Source organism: Nocardioides silvaticus, from assembly GCF_003160695.1.
GTDB classification, from domain to species: Bacteria; Actinomycetota; Actinomycetes; order Propionibacteriales; family Nocardioidaceae; genus Nocardioides; species Nocardioides silvaticus.
The window spans coordinates 656246-674972 of sequence record NZ_QGDD01000002.1 but is presented as its reverse complement, the minus strand read 5'-3'; the positions used below and the strand labels follow the sequence as shown (position 1 = coordinate 674972).

The 18727-nt window shown below is 72.0% G+C and carries 19 protein-coding genes and 1 rRNA gene; 19 read left to right on the top strand and 1 reads right to left on the bottom strand.

Features of this window, described 5'->3' with window-relative positions; all coding sequences use genetic code 11:
* Positions 1-178: 178 nt before the first annotated feature.
* A 5S ribosomal RNA gene (rrf, locus tag DJ010_RS08105) occupies positions 179-295 on the top strand.
* 189 nt (positions 296-484) lie between these two features.
* Positions 485-862, top strand: a complete 378-nt coding sequence (locus DJ010_RS08100) for a single-stranded DNA-binding protein (RefSeq protein ID WP_109693087.1) — start codon at positions 485-487, stop codon at positions 860-862.
* Here the strand turns inward: DJ010_RS08100 and DJ010_RS08095 are convergent.
* Positions 822-1961, bottom strand: coding sequence for a DUF1015 family protein (locus tag DJ010_RS08095; RefSeq protein ID WP_109693086.1), 1140 nt, complete (start codon positions 1959-1961; stop codon positions 822-824). The two genes, DJ010_RS08100 and DJ010_RS08095, sit on opposite strands and share 41 nt — an antisense overlap.
* A 48-nt stretch (positions 1962-2009) precedes the next feature.
* Here DJ010_RS08095 and DJ010_RS08090 point away from each other — a divergent pair, with 48 nt between their 5' ends.
* From DJ010_RS08090 to DJ010_RS08010, 17 genes are all read left to right on the top strand, one after another.
* Positions 2010-3023, top strand: a complete 1014-nt coding sequence (locus DJ010_RS08090) for an HAD-IIA family hydrolase (protein ID WP_245927343.1) — start codon at positions 2010-2012, stop codon at positions 3021-3023.
* A 10-nt stretch (positions 3024-3033) separates the two neighbouring features.
* Entirely contained in the window at positions 3034-3222 is a 189-nt protein-coding gene (locus DJ010_RS08085) for a hypothetical protein (RefSeq protein WP_109693085.1), read from the top strand.
* Positions 3223-3228: 6 nt separating this feature from the next.
* Positions 3229-4050, top strand: a complete 822-nt coding sequence (locus DJ010_RS08080; RefSeq protein WP_109693084.1) for a TlyA family RNA methyltransferase — start codon at positions 3229-3231, stop codon at positions 4048-4050.
* Positions 4051-4075: 25 nt separating this feature from the next.
* Complete coding sequence (locus DJ010_RS08075; RefSeq protein ID WP_245927341.1) at positions 4076-5053, top strand: NAD kinase; 978 nt, start codon at positions 4076-4078, stop codon at positions 5051-5053.
* Positions 5050-6798 (top strand): DNA repair protein RecN, encoded by a 1749-nt coding sequence (gene recN / locus DJ010_RS08070; RefSeq protein WP_109693082.1) that lies wholly within the window; start codon positions 5050-5052, stop codon positions 6796-6798. Before DJ010_RS08075 ends, recN begins: the two co-directional genes overlap by 4 nt.
* 29 nt (positions 6799-6827) lie before the next feature.
* On the top strand, positions 6828-8495 hold the full coding sequence (gene pyrG / locus DJ010_RS08065) for a CTP synthase (protein WP_109693178.1): 1668 nt from the start codon (positions 6828-6830) through the stop codon (positions 8493-8495).
* A complete protein-coding gene (locus DJ010_RS08060) occupies positions 8492-9097 on the top strand; it encodes an NUDIX domain-containing protein (protein ID WP_109693081.1) in 606 nt (201 codons plus the stop codon). Before pyrG ends, DJ010_RS08060 begins: the two co-directional genes overlap by 4 nt.
* Positions 9094-10218, top strand: coding sequence for an alanine dehydrogenase (gene ald / locus DJ010_RS08055; RefSeq protein ID WP_109693080.1), 1125 nt, complete (start codon positions 9094-9096; stop codon positions 10216-10218). Before DJ010_RS08060 ends, ald begins: the two co-directional genes overlap by 4 nt.
* 2 nt (positions 10219-10220) lie before the next feature.
* Positions 10221-11180, top strand: coding sequence for a site-specific tyrosine recombinase XerD (xerD, locus tag DJ010_RS08050; RefSeq protein WP_245927339.1), 960 nt, complete (start codon positions 10221-10223; stop codon positions 11178-11180).
* A complete protein-coding gene (locus tag DJ010_RS08045) occupies positions 11173-13692 on the top strand; it encodes a DEAD/DEAH box helicase (RefSeq protein WP_109693078.1) in 2520 nt (839 codons plus the stop codon). The genes xerD and DJ010_RS08045 overlap by 8 nt, the downstream gene beginning before the upstream one ends.
* A 195-nt stretch (positions 13693-13887) precedes the next feature.
* A complete protein-coding gene (locus DJ010_RS08040; RefSeq protein WP_439331688.1) occupies positions 13888-14835 on the top strand; it encodes a ParA family protein in 948 nt (315 codons plus the stop codon).
* Positions 14832-15212 (top strand): hypothetical protein, encoded by a 381-nt coding sequence (locus DJ010_RS08035; RefSeq protein WP_439331687.1) that lies wholly within the window; start codon positions 14832-14834, stop codon positions 15210-15212. Before DJ010_RS08040 ends, DJ010_RS08035 begins: the two co-directional genes overlap by 4 nt.
* 7 nt (positions 15213-15219) lie before the next feature.
* Positions 15220-16092 (top strand): segregation and condensation protein A, encoded by an 873-nt coding sequence (locus tag DJ010_RS08030; protein WP_245927337.1) that lies wholly within the window; start codon positions 15220-15222, stop codon positions 16090-16092.
* Positions 16082-16729 (top strand): SMC-Scp complex subunit ScpB, encoded by a 648-nt coding sequence (scpB, locus tag DJ010_RS08025; RefSeq protein ID WP_245927336.1) that lies wholly within the window; start codon positions 16082-16084, stop codon positions 16727-16729. The genes DJ010_RS08030 and scpB overlap by 11 nt, the downstream gene beginning before the upstream one ends.
* Positions 16726-17493, top strand: coding sequence for a pseudouridine synthase (locus tag DJ010_RS08020; RefSeq protein WP_109693074.1), 768 nt, complete (start codon positions 16726-16728; stop codon positions 17491-17493). The genes scpB and DJ010_RS08020 overlap by 4 nt, the downstream gene beginning before the upstream one ends.
* 20 nt (positions 17494-17513) lie before the next feature.
* Complete coding sequence (locus tag DJ010_RS08015; protein WP_245927335.1) at positions 17514-18335, top strand: helix-turn-helix domain-containing protein; 822 nt, start codon at positions 17514-17516, stop codon at positions 18333-18335.
* A complete protein-coding gene (locus DJ010_RS08010) occupies positions 18332-18703 on the top strand; it encodes a VOC family protein (RefSeq protein WP_109693073.1) in 372 nt (123 codons plus the stop codon). The genes DJ010_RS08015 and DJ010_RS08010 overlap by 4 nt, the downstream gene beginning before the upstream one ends.
* The last annotated feature ends 24 nt before the right edge of the window (positions 18704-18727 follow it).

The following is an 18727-nucleotide window of genomic DNA, read 5'->3' as shown; positions in this document are numbered from 1 at the left end:
CAGCAGCAATGCCCAGCCGACCGGTACTAATAGGCCGAACACTTGCCACACAAACCCCCAACACAACCAACAAACACCAAACCGGCGTTTGTCCACCTGTGAAGGGCGTTCAACGCGCAACACAACAAACAACAAACGCGTCCACAAACCAACCCCAACACACAGGGGTTAACAGAGTTACGGCGGCCATAGCGACAGGGAAACACCCGGACCCATCCCGAACCCGGAAGTTAAGCCTGCCAGCGCCGATGGTACTGCAACCGAGAGGCTGTGGGAGAGTAGGACGCCGCCGGACATTCTTTCGCCAATGGGCTATCAGTTCGCTGATAGCCCATTGTGCGGTTTTCGCACCCGGTGCGGGCACCGGGAGGCCACTGTCCGTCCACAGGATCCCGCCGGCCTCTTCCTCCTCCACAGGGGCCCGTCCGCAGCAGGCCGGTTCGTCGGTGCTCCTGCGTTGGCTTGCGGGCGAAGGAGGTGCCGGATGAGCACGAAGAGCAAGGACAAGAACGGTCGGCAGGACGCGGCGAACCAGGTGCGGCTGACGGGCACGGTCTCGAGCGTGCCCGAGGTGCGGGTGCTGCCCAGCGGCGACGAGCTGTGCGTGGTGCGGGTGGTGGTGCCACGACGCGGCGGGCACGCCCGGTCGGACGGTCGGCGCACCCCGTCGGTGGACGTCCTCGACTGCTGCGCGTGGGAGGCCCGACCGCGGCGGACCGTCGCGGGCTGGAACCCGGGCGACGAGGTGGAGGTCACCGGTGCACTGCGCCGCCGGTTCTTCCGCGCCGGTGGGGTGAAGGCTTCGCGGGTGGAGGTGGAGATCAGCTCGGCGCGTCGGGTGCGTCGCGGAGGGACCGGATGAGCACGCCGAGGCTCGGCTTGGGCTGGAAGGACGTGGCCTTCTCGGGCAGCAGCCGGTCGTCCTCTGCGATGCGCTGGACCAGGTCCACCGCGGGAGCCGGCATCAGCACAGCGATCGCGGACCGGGGGTCGGCGGTGGCCAGCGCGTCGTCGACGGTGTGGTGGTAGCCGACGCTCGACGGGCCGTGGGGGAGGGCCGGCACCAGCTGGCGGTGGAGGACCTCGACGGCGGCCCGGCCCTCGGGCACGGCCAGGTCGAGGACGACCCACTCCCTGCCGTCGGTGGCGGCGAGGCTGTCCTGCCCGAGGGCGGCCACCGCGTCCGCCTGGGATCGCGTCGTGCAGGCCATGCCGAGACTCTCCGCGGCGTTGCGCAGGTCGTCGAGGTCGGTGCCCGCGAGGCTGCGGTGGATGGGGCCGAGGAAGAGCGGGGTGGCGACCTGGTCGACCAGCATCGCCAGGCCCAGGTCGCACGGGCCGCCCGGGTCGCGGCGCTGGAGCCGCAGGTAGGCGGCGTAGCGGTGGTGGCCGTCGGCGATGAGGGCCCGGGCATCGCGCAGCTCCTCGGCCACCCGGTCGAGGGTCGTGCGGTCGCGGATCGCCCAGATCCGGTGTTGCTGTTCGGACCGGTCGGTGAACGCGTGCTGCGGGTCGGTGGCGAGGACGTCGCCGACGAGTCGGCGCAGCTCCTCCGAGCCGTTGTGGACCAGGAGGATCGGAGCAGGGTTCAGCCCCATCTCGGCCATCCGGTCGGCCAGGTCGTCGGCCTGGGCGGGATGGATCCCCTCGTGCGGCAGCACGGCACGGTCCTCAGGGCGCGTGGCGCGCCGCGAGACGTCGAGGGCGCCGACGAGCCCGCGGACCGTCAGTCCGGCCGAGGTGTACTCGTGCAGGTAGAGCGCCGGGGCCTCGTCCTTGCGGACCAGCCCGCGGGACTGCCACTTCAGGAGCCGGGCGGCCACCCCACGGTAGGGCCGTGCGAACGCCCGCCCGGTCGACGGGTCGCCGACCCGGTGCGGCGCGAGCATCAGCCCCCGGAACGGGAGGAGACGGAGCGGACCGGCGACGTACGGAGGGGTCACCACCTGTCCTGCATCCATCAGGGCATCGTACGGAGGGAGGCCGAACCGACCTGAGAGGGTGGGGGCGTGCTCGCTGCGTCCTCCGATCCCCTGACCGTCGCCTACGACCTCGCGATGCTCGATCTCGACGGCGTCGTCTACATCGGACGGGACGCGGTGCCGGGCGCCGCCGACCACCTGCGGCGGACCCGGGACGCCGGCATGCGCACGGCGTTCATCACCAACAACGCGGCGCGCCCGCCGGAGCTGGTGGCCGGGCACCTGACCGAGCTGGGGGTGCCGAGCGAGGTGGCGGACGTCGTCACCTCGGCGCAGGCGGCAGCCCACCTGCTGCTGGAGCGGTTCGGCGAGGGTGCGCGGATCGTGCGCCTCGGTGGGGACGGCCTCCAGGCGGCGCTGCTCGAGGTCGGTCTGGTGCCGGTCGAGGCCGAGGACGACGCGGTGGCAGTCGTGTCGGGCTACGGGCCGGACGTGCTGTGGCGCGACATCATGCGGGTCGCGGTCCGGGTCCGCGACGGGCTGCCGTGGCTGGCGAGCAACGGCGACCTGTCGATCCCTACGACGTTCGGCGTGGCACCGGGGCACGGCGTGCTCGTGCAGACCATCGCGGGCTTCGCCGGCGTGCAGCCGGTGGTGGCCGGCAAGCCGCAGCGCCCGCTGCTCGACGAGACCGTGCGGAGAGTGGGCGGCGAGCGGCCGCTGATGGTCGGCGACCGCCTCGACACCGACATCGAGGGGGCCCGCAACGCCGGCATCGACTCGCTGCTGGTGATGACCGGTGTGACCGGCCTCGCCGAGCTGGTGGGAGCGCGGGCCGAGCACCGGCCTACCTACGTGGCAGCGGACCTCGGCGGGCTGCTGACGCCCCACCCGGCACCGACGGAGGAGGGGACGGACTGGACGGCTGGTGGCTGGCGGGCCCGCGTGGGCGACGGCCGGCTGGAGGTGGCCGGCGAAGGCTCGGTGGACGACTGGTGGCGGGTGGTGGCGGCGGCGGGATGGGCGCACCACGACGCTACCGGGACCGTGGCCGACATCACCGCGCTGGGGGTCCCCGACCCGGCCGGGGTCGACGGGTAACCTCGCCCCCATGACCGAGCAACCTGTGGTCGCGGACGAAGCGGGACACGTACCGGCGCCGACCGGCATCGCGTCGATCGACACCGTGCTGGACCTCGTCGCCGGCTTGGACGAGCGGCCGCTCGAGGAGCACGCCGCGGTCTTCGAGGCCGCGCACCAGCAGCTGCGTCAGGCGCTGGACGAGGGCCCGGCGGAGTAGGACGGCGTGCCGCCGCGCCGGCTGAGGCTCGACGCTGAGCTGGTCCGCCGTGGGCTGGCCCCTTCCCGTGAGCGGGCCGCCCAGCTGATCGCCGATGGCCGGGTGCGCGTGTCGGGTGCGACCGCGACCAAGGCCGCGACCGGCGTCACCACGGACGTGGCGATTGTGGTCGCCGAGAGCGAGCACGGGCCGGACTACGTGTCCCGCGGTGCCCACAAGCTGGTGGGGGCGCTGACCGTGTTCGGTCCGCAGGGCCTGGAGGTGGCCGGGCGCCGGTGCCTGGACGCGGGCGCGTCGACCGGCGGGTTCACCGACGTGCTGCTGCGCGCGGGCGCGGCGGAGGTGGTCGCGGTCGACGTCGGTTACGGCCAGCTCGACTGGTCCCTCCGGAGCGACCCGCGGGTGGTCGTCCACGACCGGCAGAACGTGCGGGCGCTCACGCCCGAGATCATCGGCGGCCCGGTCGACCTGGTGGTGGGCGACCTGTCCTTCATCTCGCTCTCGCTCGTGCTCGACGCGCTGCTCGGTGTGACCCGGCCCGAGGGCGACCTCGCGCTGATGGTGAAGCCGCAGTTCGAGGTCGGGAAGGACCGGGTCGGCAAGGGCGGGGTGGTCCGCGACCCGGGACTGCGTTCTGAGGCGGTGCTCGGGGTCGCAGCGGCGGCCGCGGAGCGCGGTTGGGGCGCCCGCGGCGTCGCAGTGAGCCCGCTCCCCGGACCGTCGGGGAACGTCGAGTTCTTCTTGTGGCTGCGGCACGGTCCGGCGACCGTGACCACCGAGAAGATCACCGCTGTCGTCCACCGCGGCACCGACACGGACGCCGGATGACGGCGGGATGGGTAAGACTGATCCCGTGACGATCCCTGTCGGAGCCGATCCCGAGGCGGTCCGCCGTGTCCTGGTGCTCGCCCACACGCGGCGCAGCGACGCGCGCGACGTCGCGCGCTCGTTCGTCAAGGAGCTCACGGCGCACGGGATCGTGGTCCGGCTGCTGCGCGCGGAGGCGGCCGACCTGGAGATCGACCCGGAGGCGTTCGACCCCGCCGTCGAGCTGACCGACTCCGAGACCGATGCCAGCCGGGGGTGCGAGCTGACCGTCGTGATCGGGGGCGACGGCAGCATCCTCCGCGCCGCTGAAGTCACCCACAAGCGGCTCACCCCCGTGCTCGGCGTCAACCTCGGGCACGTCGGGTTCCTGGCAGAGGCCGAGCACGAGGACGTCGCGGCCACGATCGAGGCGATCGTCGGCCAGCGCTACACGACCGAGGACCGGCTCACCCTCGACGTCCGCGCGTTCCACGGCGGCGAGCTCGTCTACTCGACGTTCGCCGTCAACGAGGCCAGCGTCGAGAAGGCCGCCCGCGAGCGGATGCTGGAGGTCGTCGTCGAGATCGATGACCGACCGTTGTCACGGTGGGGTTGCGACGGCGTCGTCTGCGCGACCCCGACCGGGTCGACCGCCTACAACTTCAGCGCCGGCGGGCCGATCGTGTGGCCGCAGGTCGAAGCGCTGTGCATCGTCCCGCTCAGCGCCCACGCGCTCTTCGCGCGGCCGATGGTGGTCGCGCCCTCCTCGGTGATCGCCGTCGAGGTTCTGGCCGGCAACCAGGGCGCGGGCGTGCTGTGGTGCGACGGCCGGCGCAGCGTCGACCTGCCGCCGGGCGCGCGGATCGAGGTCAGCCGCGGATTGCGCCCGGTGCGCCTGGTCCGGCTGCACGAGGCACCGTTCGCCGACCGGTTGGTCGCGAAGTTCGGCCTGTCGGTCGAGGGCTGGCGGGGCAGCGCCGAGCGGCGCCGCGAGGCCAGGACCAACGGGGACGAGCCGGCATGATCGAAGAGCTGCGGATCAGCTCGCTCGGTGTCATCGACTCCTCCACGCTCGAGCTGGGACCGGGGTTCACCGTCGTGACCGGCGAGACCGGGGCGGGCAAGACGATGGTCGTGACCGCGCTCGGCCTGCTGCTGGGCGGTCGTGCCGACAGCGGCGCCGTACGCGCCGGCGCCCGACAGGCGCGCATCGAGGGCGTGGTCCGCACCGACCGGCTCGACGGGCTTGCCGCCGCCGTCGAGGACGCGGGCGGCGAGGTCGAGGACGACGTCGTCGTCCTCGCCCGCAACGTGAGTGCCGAGGGCCGTTCCCGGGCGTACGTCGGGGGAGCGGGTGTCCCGGTCGCGACGCTGGCCGAGGTCGCCGAGCCTCTCGTCGCCGTGCACGGCCAGTCCGACCAGCACCGGCTGCTCAAGGCGACCACCCAGCGCGCCGCGCTCGACGTCTACGCCGGGGAGGCGGTCGCCGAGCCGCTGGCCCGCTACCGCGAGCTGCACGAGCGCCTCGTCGGGACCGAGCGCGCGCTCGCCGAGGTGGTCGCGACCGCTCGGGAACGGGCCCGCGAGGCCGACCTGCTGCGGTTCGGCGTCGAGGAGATCGAAGCCGTCGCCCCTCAGCCGGGCGAGGACGCCGAGCTCGCCGCCGAGGAGGCGCGGCTCGGGCACGCCGACACCCTGCGGACCGCCGCCGAGCAGGCACGGGAGGCACTGTCGAGCGAGCACGGCGGCCCGGACGCCCTCGCTGCGGTCGCAGCGGCGCGCGGGCACCTCGACGGCGTGCGCGAGCACGACCCCGAGGCCGGGGCCCTGGCCGACCGGGTCGCCGAGGTCACCTACCTGCTCTCCGACCTGGCCGCCGACGTGGCGTCGTACGCCTCCGGCATCGACACCGACCCAGCCCGCCTCGCGGGCGTCTCGGAGCGCCGGGCCGTGTTGGTCGCCCTGACCCGCAAGTACGGCGACACCGTCGACGCGGTCCTCGAGTGGAGCGAGCAGTCCTCACGTCGGCTCCTCGAGCTGGACTCGACCGACGAGACCATCGAGCGGCTCACCCAGGCCCGCGTCGGGCTGCGCACCGAGCTGGCAGACGTCGCCGCGACCCTGTCCGCCGCGCGCAGGGACGCCGCCGAACGGCTGTCCGTCGCGGTGACCGGCGAGCTGACGCTGCTCGCCATGCCGCACGCGCGGGTCGAGGTGCAGGTGCGCGACCGTGAGGCCCCGGCGCCGGCCGACCCGGATGAGCCCCCCGCCGATGCGCTGCTGGTCGGGGACCGATGGGTGCGGTTCCACAGCCACGGGGTGGACGAGGTAGAGATGCTGCTGGCGGCCAACACCGGTTCGGAGCCCCGCCCGCTCAACAAGGGCGCGTCCGGCGGCGAGCTCTCGAGGGTGATGCTCGCGGTCGAGGTGTGCCTGGCCGACACCAACCCGGTGCCGACGTTCGTCTTCGACGAGGTCGACGCCGGCGTGGGTGGGGCCGCCGCGGTGGAGATCGGTCGCCGGCTCGCGGCGCTCGCCCGGCACGCCCAGGTCGTCGTCGTCACCCACCTGCCCCAGGTCGCCGCGTTCGCGGACCGCCACGTCGTTGTCGAGAAGTCCTCCGACGGCACGGTGAGCAGCTCGGGGCTGACCACCCTCGACGACGCCGGCCGGGAGCAGGAGCTCTCCCGGATGCTGGCCGGCCTCGCCGGGTCCGACTCGGCGCTCGCCCACGCGCGCGAGCTGCTCGAGATGGCACGAGCCGACTGATCCGCCTGATAGGCTCGAATCCCGTGAAGATGGCGCCACCGAGTGGGACGACGAAGCATCTGTTCGTGACCGGAGGCGTCGCCTCCTCGCTCGGGAAGGGACTCACGGCCTCCAGCCTCGGCCGGCTCCTCCGCAGCCGCGGTCTGCGCGTCTCGATGCAGAAGCTCGACCCCTACCTCAACGTCGACCCCGGGACGATGAACCCGTTCCAGCACGGCGAGGTCTTCGTCACCAACGACGGTGCGGAGACCGACCTCGACGTCGGCCACTACGAGCGGTTCCTCGACACCGACCTCGACCAGATCGCCAACGTCACGACGGGCCAGGTCTACTCGCAGGTGATCGCCAAGGAGCGCAAGGGCGAGTACCTCGGCGACACCGTGCAGGTGATCCCGCACATCACGAACGAGATCAAGGACCGGATCCTCGCGATGGGCCGGCGCGAGAACCCCGTCGACATCGTGATCACCGAGATCGGCGGCACGGTCGGCGACATCGAGTCGCTGCCGTTCCTCGAGGCCGCGCGCCAGGTGCGTCACGACATCGGCCGCGACAACTGCTTCTTCCTCCACGTCTCGCTGGTGCCCTACATCGGTCCGTCCGGCGAGCTCAAGACCAAGCCCACCCAGCACTCGGTCGCCGCGCTGCGCCAGGTCGGCATCCAGCCCGACGCTGTCGTCTGTCGCGCCGACCGCGAGCTGCCGGAGTCGATCAAGCGCAAGATCTCGTTGATGTGCGACGTCGACGAGGAGGCGGTGGTCACCGCCGCCGACGCGCCGTCGATCTACGACATCCCGAAGGTGCTGCACAGCGAGGGTCTCGACGCCTACGTCGTACGACGCCTCAACCTGCCCTTCCGCGACGTGGACTGGACCGACTGGGACGACCTGCTCCGCCGGGTCCACCACCCGAAGGAGGAGGTGTCGGTCGCGCTGGTCGGCAAGTACGTCGACCTCCACGACGCCTACCTCTCGGTCGCCGAGGCGCTGCGCGCCGGCGGCTTCGCCCACGAGACCCGGATCGACCTGCGCTGGGTCCCCTCCGACGAGTGCCAGACGCCCGCCGGTCAGGCCAAGCACCTGCAGGACGTCGACGCGGTGTGCGTGCCCGGTGGGTTCGGCGTCCGCGGGCTCGAGGGCAAGATCGGCGCCCTGACCTACGCCCGCAACCACGGCATCCCCACCCTCGGCCTCTGCCTCGGTCTGCAGTGCATGGTCATCGAGTACAGCCGCAACGTGCTCGGCATCGAGAAGGCCGACTCCACGGAGTTCGACCCGGACTGCCCCGAGCCGGTCATCGCGACCATGGAGGAGCAGAAGGAGATCGTCGAGGGGGCCGGCGACCTCGGCGGCACCATGCGGCTGGGGCTCTACCCGGCGAAGCTGGCCGAGGGATCCCTGGTCGCCGAGGCGTACGGCGACCAGGAGATCGAGGAGCGGCACCGGCACCGCTACGAGGTCAACAACGCCTACCGCGAGCAGCTCCAGGACGCCGGCCTCGTCTTCTCCGGGCTCAACCCCGACCTGGACCTGGTGGAGTTCGTCGAGCTGCCGCGCGACGTCCACCCCTACTACGTCGCGACTCAGGCGCACCCCGAGCTGCGGTCGCGACCGACCCGGCCGCACCCGCTGTTCGCCGGGCTGATCGGTGCCGCGCTGGAGCGCCAGCGCGAGCTCCGGATCCCGATCGAGGAATGACCGACGACTCGGTCGACGAGCTGGCCGACACCCCCGGTGGGTGGCCGGTCGTCGACTCGACCGACCTGCACCGCGACGACTGGGTGGTCGCCTTGCGTCGCGACCGGATCCGTCCGCCGGGAGACGCCGGCGCCGAGCCGTTCGGTCGGCTGGTCGTCGAGCACCCCGGCGCCGCGATGATCCTCGCGATCGACGAGCGCGACGGCGTGGAGCAGGTCTGCCTGATCCGCCAGTACCGCCACCCCGGCGGTGGCATCTTCGTCGAGCTCCCGGCCGGGATCTGCGACGTGCCGGGGGAGGACCCGGTCGAGACCGCGAAGCGCGAGCTGCGCGAGGAGGTTTCGCTGGAGGCCGCCGAGTGGCAGCACCTGCTGACGTCGTACCCGTCCGTCGGCATCACGAGCGAGGTCCACCATCTCTACGTCGCCCGCGGCCTGCGCGCGGTGGACACCGACTACGTGGCCGAGCACGAGGAGGCCCACCTCGAAGTCGTCTGGGCGCCGCTCTCCGACGTCCTCGACGCCGTCCTCGACGGTCGCATCATGGAGGGTCCGGTGGCCATCGCCGTGCTGGCGTACGCGGCTGTACAGTCGCGCTCGTGAGAGTCGGCGTACCCAAGGAAGTCAAGAACCACGAGTACCGCGTCGCGATCACCCCGATCGGGGTGCACGAGCTGGTCGCGCACGGGCACGAGGTCGTCATCGAACGCGGTGCGGGCCTGGGCTCGCAGATCACCGACCAGGAGTACGTCGGAGCCGGCGCGACGATCGTCGACACCGCGGAGGATGCGTGGGGCACCGACGGCGGCGTCGACATGGTGCTCAAGGTCAAGGAGCCGGTGGCCGAGGAGTACGGCCGGATGCGGGAGGGGCTGACGCTGTTCACCTACCTGCACCTGGCCGCGGACAAGCCGTTGACCGAGGAGCTGATGAGCCGTCAGGTCACCGGCATCGCCTACGAGACGGTGCAGCTGCCCTCGGGCGGGTTGCCGCTGCTCTACCCCATGTCGGAGGTCGCGGGCTGCCTGGCCCCCCAGGTCGGCGCCTACTCGCTGATGAAGGCCCAGGGCGGCCGCGGGGTGCTGATGGGCGGTGTCGGCGGGGTGGCGAACGCCAAGGTCGTCATCATCGGCGCCGGAGTCTCCGGCCAGAACGCCGCGAACATCGCGCTCGGGATGGGTGCGGACGTGACGCTGCTCGACACCGACCTGGACAAGCTGCGGATGTCGTTCTGGCGCTACAACAACCGGGTCCACGGGCTGGCGTCGTCGAAGCTGGCGATCGAGCAGCAAGTGATGGAGGCCGACCTGGTCATCGGTGCGGTGCTGATCCCGGGGGCGGCGGCGCCGAAGCTGGTGACCAACGACCTGGTCTCGCGGATGAAGCCGGGGTCGGTGCTCGTCGACATCGCGATCGACCAGGGCGGGTGCTTCGAGGACAGCCACGCGACCACGCACGCCGACCCGACCTACGAGGTCCACAGCTCGATCTTCTACTGCGTGGCCAACATGCCCGGAGCGGTGCCCAACACCAGCACCTACGCGCTGACCAACGCCACCATGCCCTACGCCGTCGCGCTGGCCGACAAGGGCTGGCAGCAGGCCTGCCGTGACGACGCCTCGCTGGCACTCGGCCTCAACACCTGGGACGGCAGGCTCACCAACCGGCCGGTCGGCGACGCGGTGGGCATCGACGCGATCGACCTGGCCGAGGCGCTGGCCTGATCGTGACCACGGGCCCGGTCGAGCGGGCGGTGAGGACCTACCTCGACCACCTGAGCGTCGAGAAGGGGCTGGCCGCCAACACGCTGTCGTCCTACCGTCGTGACCTGAGGCGGTACCTGGAGTTCCTCGACCGGTCCGGGATCTCCACGCTCGACGCGGTCAGCGAGTCGACCGTCACCGACTTCCTCGTGCGGCTGCGGGAGGGCGACGACCTCCACCCGCCGCTCGGCGCCGCCTCGGCGGCGCGGACCGTGGTGGCGGTGCGGGGGTTCCACAAGTTCGCGGTGGCCGACGGGCTGTCGCCCCACGACCCGGCCGCGTCGGTGAAGCCGCCCAGCCCCGCCAAGCGGCTGCCGAAGGCGCTGCCGCTCGCGGACGTCGAGGCCATCCTCGAGGCGGCCGGTGCGCCCGGGACGCCGCTCGCGCTGCGGGACCGCGCCCTGCTGGAGGTGCTCTACGGCACCGGAGCGCGGATCAGCGAGGCCGTCGGGCTCGATGTCGACGACCTCGACGTCGGCGGCGGTGCCGAGGGCACCGTGCTGCTGCGGGGCAAGGGCAGCAAGGAGCGGATCGTTCCGGTCGGGTCCTACGCGCAGGATGCGGTCTCGGCCTACCTCGTCCGCGGTCGCCCTGCGCTGCTGGCCGAGAGCAAGGCCTCGACCGTCCCGACCACCGGTGGTGCCCTCTTCCTCAACGCCCGCGGCGGCCGGCTCTCCCGCCAGTCCGCCTGGGCGGTGCTGGTGAAGGCCGCCGAGCGCGCCGGCGTCACCAGGGACGTCTCGCCGCACACGTTGCGGCACTCCTTCGCCACCCACCTGCTCGACGGTGGCGCCGACGTGCGCGTGGTGCAGGAGCTGCTCGGCCATGCTTCGGTGACGACCACGCAGGTCTACACGCTGGTCACCGTCGACAACCTGCGCGAGGTCTTCGCGACCGCGCACCCCAGGGCACGCAATGGCTGACCCGTCGGAGCTGGCGTACGACCGCGTGATGGCGTACGCCGTGGAGCGTTCGCTCACGCTCTACCCGCACCAGGAGGAGGCGATCCTCGAGCTGCTGGCGGGGAACAACGTCGTCCTCGCCACCCCGACCGGGTCGGGGAAGTCGCTGGTTGCGGTCGCGGCGCACATGGCGGCGCTCGCCGACGACCGGGTGAGCTTCTACACCGCGCCGATCAAGGCACTGGTGAGCGAGAAGTTCTTCGACCTCTGCGAGGTCTTCGGGGCCGAGGACGTCGGGATGCTGACCGGTGACGTGGCGGTCAACGCCGACGCCCCGATCATCTGCTGCACCGCGGAGGTGCTGGCGAACATCGCGCTGCGCGAGGGCGACCGTGCCGACGTCGGCCTGGTGGTGATGGACGAGTTCCACTTCTACGGCGAGCCCGGCCGCGGCTGGGCGTGGCAGGTGCCCCTCATCGAGCTGCCGCAGGCGCAGCACCTGTTGATGTCGGCGACGCTCGGCGACGTGACCGAGCTTGCCGCCGACATCACCCGCCGCAACGGTCGGGAGACGGCGGTCGTCGACGACGCCGTACGTCCGGTGCCACTCACCTTCTCGTGGTCGCTGACCCCGTTGGAGGAGACGCTCGAGGAGCTGGTGACCACCGGTCAGGGTCCGGTCTACGTCGTGCACTTCAGCCAGGCCGACGCGGTCAAGCATGCGACCGGGCTGCTCGGCAAGACCATCCACGACGCGTCGCGCGAGGCGCGCGAGCAGATCGCCGAGCGGTTGGCCGACGTCCGCTTCGCGGCGGGCTTCGGCAAGACGCTGTCGCAGCTGCTCCGCCGCGGGATCGGGGTCCACCACGCCGGCATGCTGCCGCGCTACCGGAGGCTGGTCGAGCAGCTCGCCCAGGCCGGTCTGCTCACCGTCATCTGCGGCACCGACACCCTCGGGGTCGGCATCAACGTGCCGATCCGCACCGTCCTCTTCAGCGGCCTCGCGAAGTACGACGGACAGCGGCAGCGGGTGCTGAAGTCCCGCGAGTTCCTCCAGATCGCCGGACGGGCGGGCCGGGCCGGCTTCGACACCGCCGGCTACGTCGTGGTGCAAGCGCCCGAGCACGTCATCGAGAACGAGAAGGCGAAGGCCAAGGCGGCGGCGAAGAACGAGGCGATGAGCGACGCCAAGCGAGCGAAGCGGGCGAGCAAGGCGACTCTGAAGAAACCGCCGCCCGGCACCGTGGTGTGGACCGAGCAGACCTTCGACAAGCTCGTCTCGGGCAGGCCCGAGCCGCTGAAGTCGCAGATGAAGGTCGACAACGCGATGCTCGTCAACGTGCTCTCCCGCGAGGAGGACGCGTTCCCCGTGCTGCGGCGGCTGATGACCGACAACCACGAGGACCGCAAGACGCAGCTCAAGCTGGCCAGGCGCGCGGTCCGGCTCGCGAAGAGCCTGGTGGCCTCGGAGGTGATCACCCGCCTCGACGAGGTCGACGGGTTCGGCCGGCGCTACGTGCTGACCGAGGCGCTGCCGGTGGACTTCGCGCTCAACCAGCCGTTGTCCCACTTCGCGATGGCGGCGCTCGACGTGCTCGACCCGGACTCCGACACCTTCACGCTCGACGTGGTGTCGGTGGTCGAGGCGGTGCTGGAGGCGCCGCGGCCGCTCCTCTACGCCCAACAGCACGCCGCCCGCGGCGAGGCGATCGCCGCGCTCAAGGCCGAGGGCGTCGAGTACGACGAGCGGATGGCGCTCATCGAGGACGTCACCTGGCCCCAGCCCCTCGCCGACCTGCTCGAGCCCCTCTACGAGACCTACCGCGAGCGGCACCCCTGGCTCTCGCCCGACGCCCTCGCGCCCAAGTCGGTCGTCCGCGAGATGTGGGAGCAGGGGATGGGCTTCACCGACGTCGTCGCCCGCTACCAGGTCGCCCGGTCCGAGGGGCTCGTCCTCCGCTACCTCACCGACGCCTACCGGGCGCTGCGTCAGACCGTGCCCGACACCCTCCGCACCGAGGAGCTCGACCTGCTCGTCGAGTGGCTGGGGGAGACGGTGCGCCAGGTCGACTCCTCGCTGCTCGACGAGTGGGAGGCGCTGACCGACCCCGAGCACGCCAGCCGTGCGGTGCTCGACCAGGCGCCCCCGCCGCCACCGCGTCCGCTGAGCCAGCGCGGTCGGGTGTTCGAGGTGATGGTGCGCAACGCGATGTGGCGTCGCGTCGACCTGGTCGCCCGCGACGACCTCGACGGGCTGGAGGCCCTGGAGGAGGAGCCGACCTTCGGCCGCTCCGAGTGGGACCAGGCGATCGAGGACTACTACGCCGAGCACGACCGGGTGCTCACCGACGCCGACGCCCGCGGGCCGGACCTGTTCACCGTCGAGCGCGGGAGCGGGACCTGGCGGGTCACGCAGACCGTCCACGACCCCGAGGGCCACCACGACTGGGTGATCGAGGCCGAGGTCGACCTCGTCGCCTCGGACGAGGCCGGCGAGGCCGTCGTACGGACGATCTCGATGCGTCGACTCTAGGAGTTGGTCCTCGGGCCAGCGTGTCTCCCCAATGTCGCCGTGTCGACATTGTTGACTGGATCCACGAACAGTTCAGGGCGGTGGGGAAGCCGTCCGTGACGCATCCGAGGTGACGGTTCGATGATGGGTGGGTTCAGTACAGGGTCCAGCGCTCCGGACATGCCACCCCAGGCAAGAGTCCCTGAGAGGAACACGGTGTCTGACCAACAGCTGTCCGACCTGCTTCCCTTCGCCCGACCCGAGGAGGCCGCCGAGACGGCCCCGGTGGAGACACCGGTGGAGACGCCGGTCGCCGACGACCGGCCGCTGGGACCGACGGGCCGGCCGATGCCCGACCTGCCCGACCCCAAGCCGCTCACCGAGCACGGTCCCGCGCGGGTCATCTCGATGTGCAACCAGAAGGGCGGCGTCGGCAAGACCACCACGACGATCAACCTGGGCGCGGCGCTCGCCGAGTTCGGCCGCCGGGTGCTGCTCGTCGACTTCGACCCGCAGGGGTCGCTGTCGGTCGGACTCGGCCTCAACCCGCACGAGATGGACAAGACGGTCTACAACCTGCTGATGGACCGCTCCACCCGTCTCGAGGACGTCGTCGTGCCGTCCGGCGTGCCCGGGATGCACCTGCTGCCGTCCAACATCGACCTGTCCGCCGCCGAGGTGCAGCTGGTCCACGAGGTCGCCCGCGAGCAGACCCTCCAGCGGGTGCTGGCGCCGGCCATCGCGGCGTACGACGTCATCCTCATCGACTGCCAGCCCTCGCTCGGACTGCTCACCGTCAACGCGCTGACTGCCTCCGACGGGGTGATCGTGCCGCTGGAGTGCGAGTACTTCGCGTTGCGCGGCGTCGCCCTGCTCAAGAACACCATCGACAAGGTGCAGGAGCGGCTCAATCCGAAGCTCGAGGTCGACGGCGTGCTCGGCACGATGTACGACGGCCGCACGCTCCACGGGCGCGAGGTGCTGGAGCGGCTGGTCCAGGCGTGGGGCGACCACGTCTTCCACACCGTCATCCGCCGCACCGTGAAGTTCAGCGACTCCACGGTCGCGGGCGAGCCGATCACGTCGTACGCCTCTGGTTCGACGGGCGCGGACGCGTACCGTCAGCTGGCGAGGGAGGTGGCCCTGCGGTGTCTCGACGCGTGACCCTGCCCACCGCCGACGACCTCTTCCGACCCACCGCCGATCCGAAGGAACCAGCCCGCAAGCCGGCCAAGCAGGCGCCGGTGCGGGCGGTCCCGGACACGCCCGACCAGGGGCCGGACGAGGCACCCGCCGCGAAGGCCGAGAAGAGGCCCTCCGGCCGGCCATCTGGTCGCATCAGGCACGACGAGAAGATGACGGTCTACGTCACCTCCGAAGAGCTGATGGAGATCGAGCAGGTGCGGCTGGTGCTGCGCGGCGGGCACGGCCTCGCGGTCGACCGCGGCCGGCTCGTGCGCGAGGCCGTGAGCCTGGTGCTGGCCGACTTCGAGGCTCAGGGGGAGGACTCCGCGCTGGTCCGGCGACTGCGTGCGGAATGATGTCTCGGTGACGTCAGACCGATCGGGCGACCGAAGTCAGTTCGAGGTGCGCCTCGACAACTTCGAGGGCCCCTTCGACCTGCTGCTCAGCCTGATCTCCAAGCACAAGCTCGACGTCACCGAGATCGCGCTGTCGCAGGTCACCGACGAGTTCATCGCGCACGTCAAGGAGCTGCCGGACGCCGACCTCGAGGAGACGACGTCGTTCCTGCTCGTCGCCGCGACGCTCCTCGACCTGAAGGCGGCGCGGCTGCTGCCCCAGGGTGACGTCGAGGACGAGGAGGACCTGGCGCTCCTGGAGGCGCGCGACCTGCTCTTCGCGCGGCTGCTGCAGTACAAGGCCTACAAGCAGATCGCCGCCATCCTCGACGAGCGCCTCGCCGCGGAGTCGCGCCGCTTCCCGCGCGCCGTGGGGCTGGAGGAGCGGTTCGCGAGCCTGCTGCCCGAGGTGCTGATCGGCATCGGGCTCGAGCAGTTCGCGGGCCTGGCGGCCAAGGCTCTGGAGCCCAAGCCCGAGGTGGAGCTCACCCTCCACCACATCCACGCCCCGGCCGTGAGCGTGCGCGAGCAGGCGGCGATCGTCGTGGACCGGCTGCAGCGCTCCGGCACGATGACGTTCCGCGCCCTCTGCGGCGACTCCCCGGACACCCTCACCACCGTCGCCCGGTTCCTCTCGCTGCTCGAGCTGTTCCGCGAAGGCGCTGTCGCGTTCGAGCAGGTCACCGCCCTCGGCGAGCTGACCGTGCGGTGGACGGGCGGAGAGGACGCCAGCATCGACGAGATCGACGAGTTCGAGGGCGCGCCGGCGAGCGAAGCGGAGCCGGCACCGACATCCTCGCCCGACGATGGCGAGCAACAAGGAGATACCGATGACGACTGACGAGGCCCTCGCCGTACCCATGGCCGAGCTGCGCCCGGCGCTCGAAGCGCTGCTGATGGTCGCCGACCAGCCGCTCGACCAGGTCGTGCTGGCCTCGGCGGTCGGCTACCCCGAGGGCGAGGTGGTCGAGGCGCTGACGGCGCTCGCGACGGAGTACGACGAGCAGGGCCGCGGCTTCGAGCTGCGCAACGTGGCGGGTGGCTGGCGCTACTACACCCGCGAGGAGCTCGCCGGCGTGGTCGAGGCGTTCGTCCTCGACGGCCAGCAGGCCCGGCTGACCCAGGCGGCGCTGGAGACCCTGGCGGTCGTCGCCTACCAGCAGCCCGTCTCGCGCGCCCGGGTCTCGGCCATCCGCGGCGTCAACGTCGACGGCGTGATGCGCACGCTGCTCAACCGCGGCCTGGTCGAGGAGGCCGGTCAGGACGGCGAGCACGGCGCGACCCTCTACCGCACCACCTCCTACTTCCTTGAGCGGATCGGGATCGTCTCCCTGGACGACCTGCCCGAGCTGGCGCCGTACCTCCCCGAGCTGGATGAGATGGAGGAAGACCTCGCCGCGAGCGCGCAGCGCGACGCGGCGGCGGAGCCGGCGGGCGACCCACCTACGGCCGAGGCCGCCGACGAAGGCGAGCAGTGACCCGCGACATCCAGACCGACGAGGACGGCCTGATCCGGCTGCAGAAGCTGCTGGCCCAGTCCGGCGTCGCCTCCCGCCGCAAGTGCGAGGAGCTGATGCTCGACGGCGAGGTCGAGGTCGACGGCGAGGTCGTCACCCGGCTCGGCACCAAGGTCGACCCCCGCACCGCGGTGATCAAGGTCTCCGGCCACCGGCTGCCTCCGGTGAGCGAGCACGTCTACCTGGTGCTCAACAAGCCCCGGGGGGTGGTGTCGACGATGTCCGACGAGCGCGGCCGCCGCACGATCACCGACGTCGTCGCCGACCGGCTCGAGGCCGACCCGGCACTGCGGCTGTTCCACGTCGGCCGCCTCGACACCGACACGACCGGGCTGCTGCTGCTCACCAACGACGGCGAGCTCGCGCACCGGATGGCGCACCCGTCCTACGAGGTCGAGAAGACCTACGTCGCCGAGGTGACCGGACGGCTCTCCCGCGGCACGGTCGCGGACCTGTTGGCGGGCGTCGAGCTGGAGGACGGCCCGGTCCGGGTACGGCGGGCGCGGATCGTCGACGCCGCGGCCGACAAGTCGATCGTCGAGCTCGTGATCCACGAGGGCCGCAACCGGATCGTGCGGCGCCTGCTCGACCAGGTCGGCCACCCGGTGCGCCAGCTGTCCCGGACCCGGTTCGGGCCGGTCGAGCTCGGCACGTTGAGGAGCGGTGAGACCCGGGAGCTGACCAACGACGAGCTGGGCGACCTGTTGGAGATCGTCGGGCTCTGAGGCGGGCTACCGTGGGCAGGGTGATCGCTGCTCCGCCGGTGCCACGCGCGCTGCGGCCGTACGTCGAGGCCCGGGTGCCCTACGACGTCGACTTCGGTGCGCCCGGGGTGCACCGCGGCCTGCCCGGCACCGCGCTCACGCTCGTGCTGCCGCTCGACGAGCCGCTCAGCGTGTCCTGGCCGGGCCGGGACGGCAGCCTGCACCGCGGCTGGTCCTCGCTGGCGGGCCTGCACGCGGCGCCGGCGGCGATCCACCACGACGGCACCCAACGCGGCATCCAGCTCGCGCTGACCGTGGCCGGCGCCCGCGCCGTCCTCGGCCGGCCCGCCGCGGAGCTCGCCGGCAGCCTGACCGACCTCGACGAGGCCGCGCTGCCGCGCTCGCTCCGCGAGCTGCCGGGCCGGCTGCACGAGGCCCCGACCTGGACCCAGCGCGTCGCCCTCGTCGACCGGGCGATCGCCGCGACGCTCACCGACGCCGGGGACCGGCCGGTGCGTGCCGAGGTCGGCCGGGCCCTGGCCCGCCTGACGAGCGGTGCCCGGGTGACCGCGGTCGCGGACGAGGTCGGCTACAGCCGCCGCCGGCTCTCGACGCTGGTCCGGGGAGAGTGCGGGCTGACGCCGAAGGACTTCCAACGGGTCGCCCGCTTCGAGCGGGCTCGGGCGCTGCTCGGCCGGCGGCCGCTGGCCGAGGTGGCCGCTCGTTGCGGCTACAGCGACCAGGCCCATCTCAGCAGGGAGTGGGCGGCGCTCGCGGGGTGCAGTCCGACCACCTGGCTCCGGGAGGAGTTCCCGTTCGTTCAAGACCGGCGCGGCGACGATGACCCAGGCTGGGAGCCATGACCACCACTGTCTGGCCCGCGATGGCCTTCCGAGACTCCGACCGGATGATCACCTGGCTGCAGGCGATCGGCTTCACCGAGCACGCCACCTACCGTGACAACGGCACGGTGGTGCACGCCGAGTGGTTGTGGCCGGGCGGCGGCGGGATCATGTTCGGTGACGAGCGTGACGACAGCCCGTTGCACGAGGCCGGCAAGGCCGGCACCTACCTGGTCACCGAAGACCCCGACGCCGTCTTCGACGCGGCCGTCGCCGCCGGCGCGACCGTCCAGCGGCCGATGGAGGACCAGGACTACGGCGGCAGGAGCGGCAGCGTGCGCGACCCCGAGGGGAACCACTGGTCGTTCGGCTCCTACCAGCCGTCCTGAGGGGCCGCGTCGCGGAGCGGCACG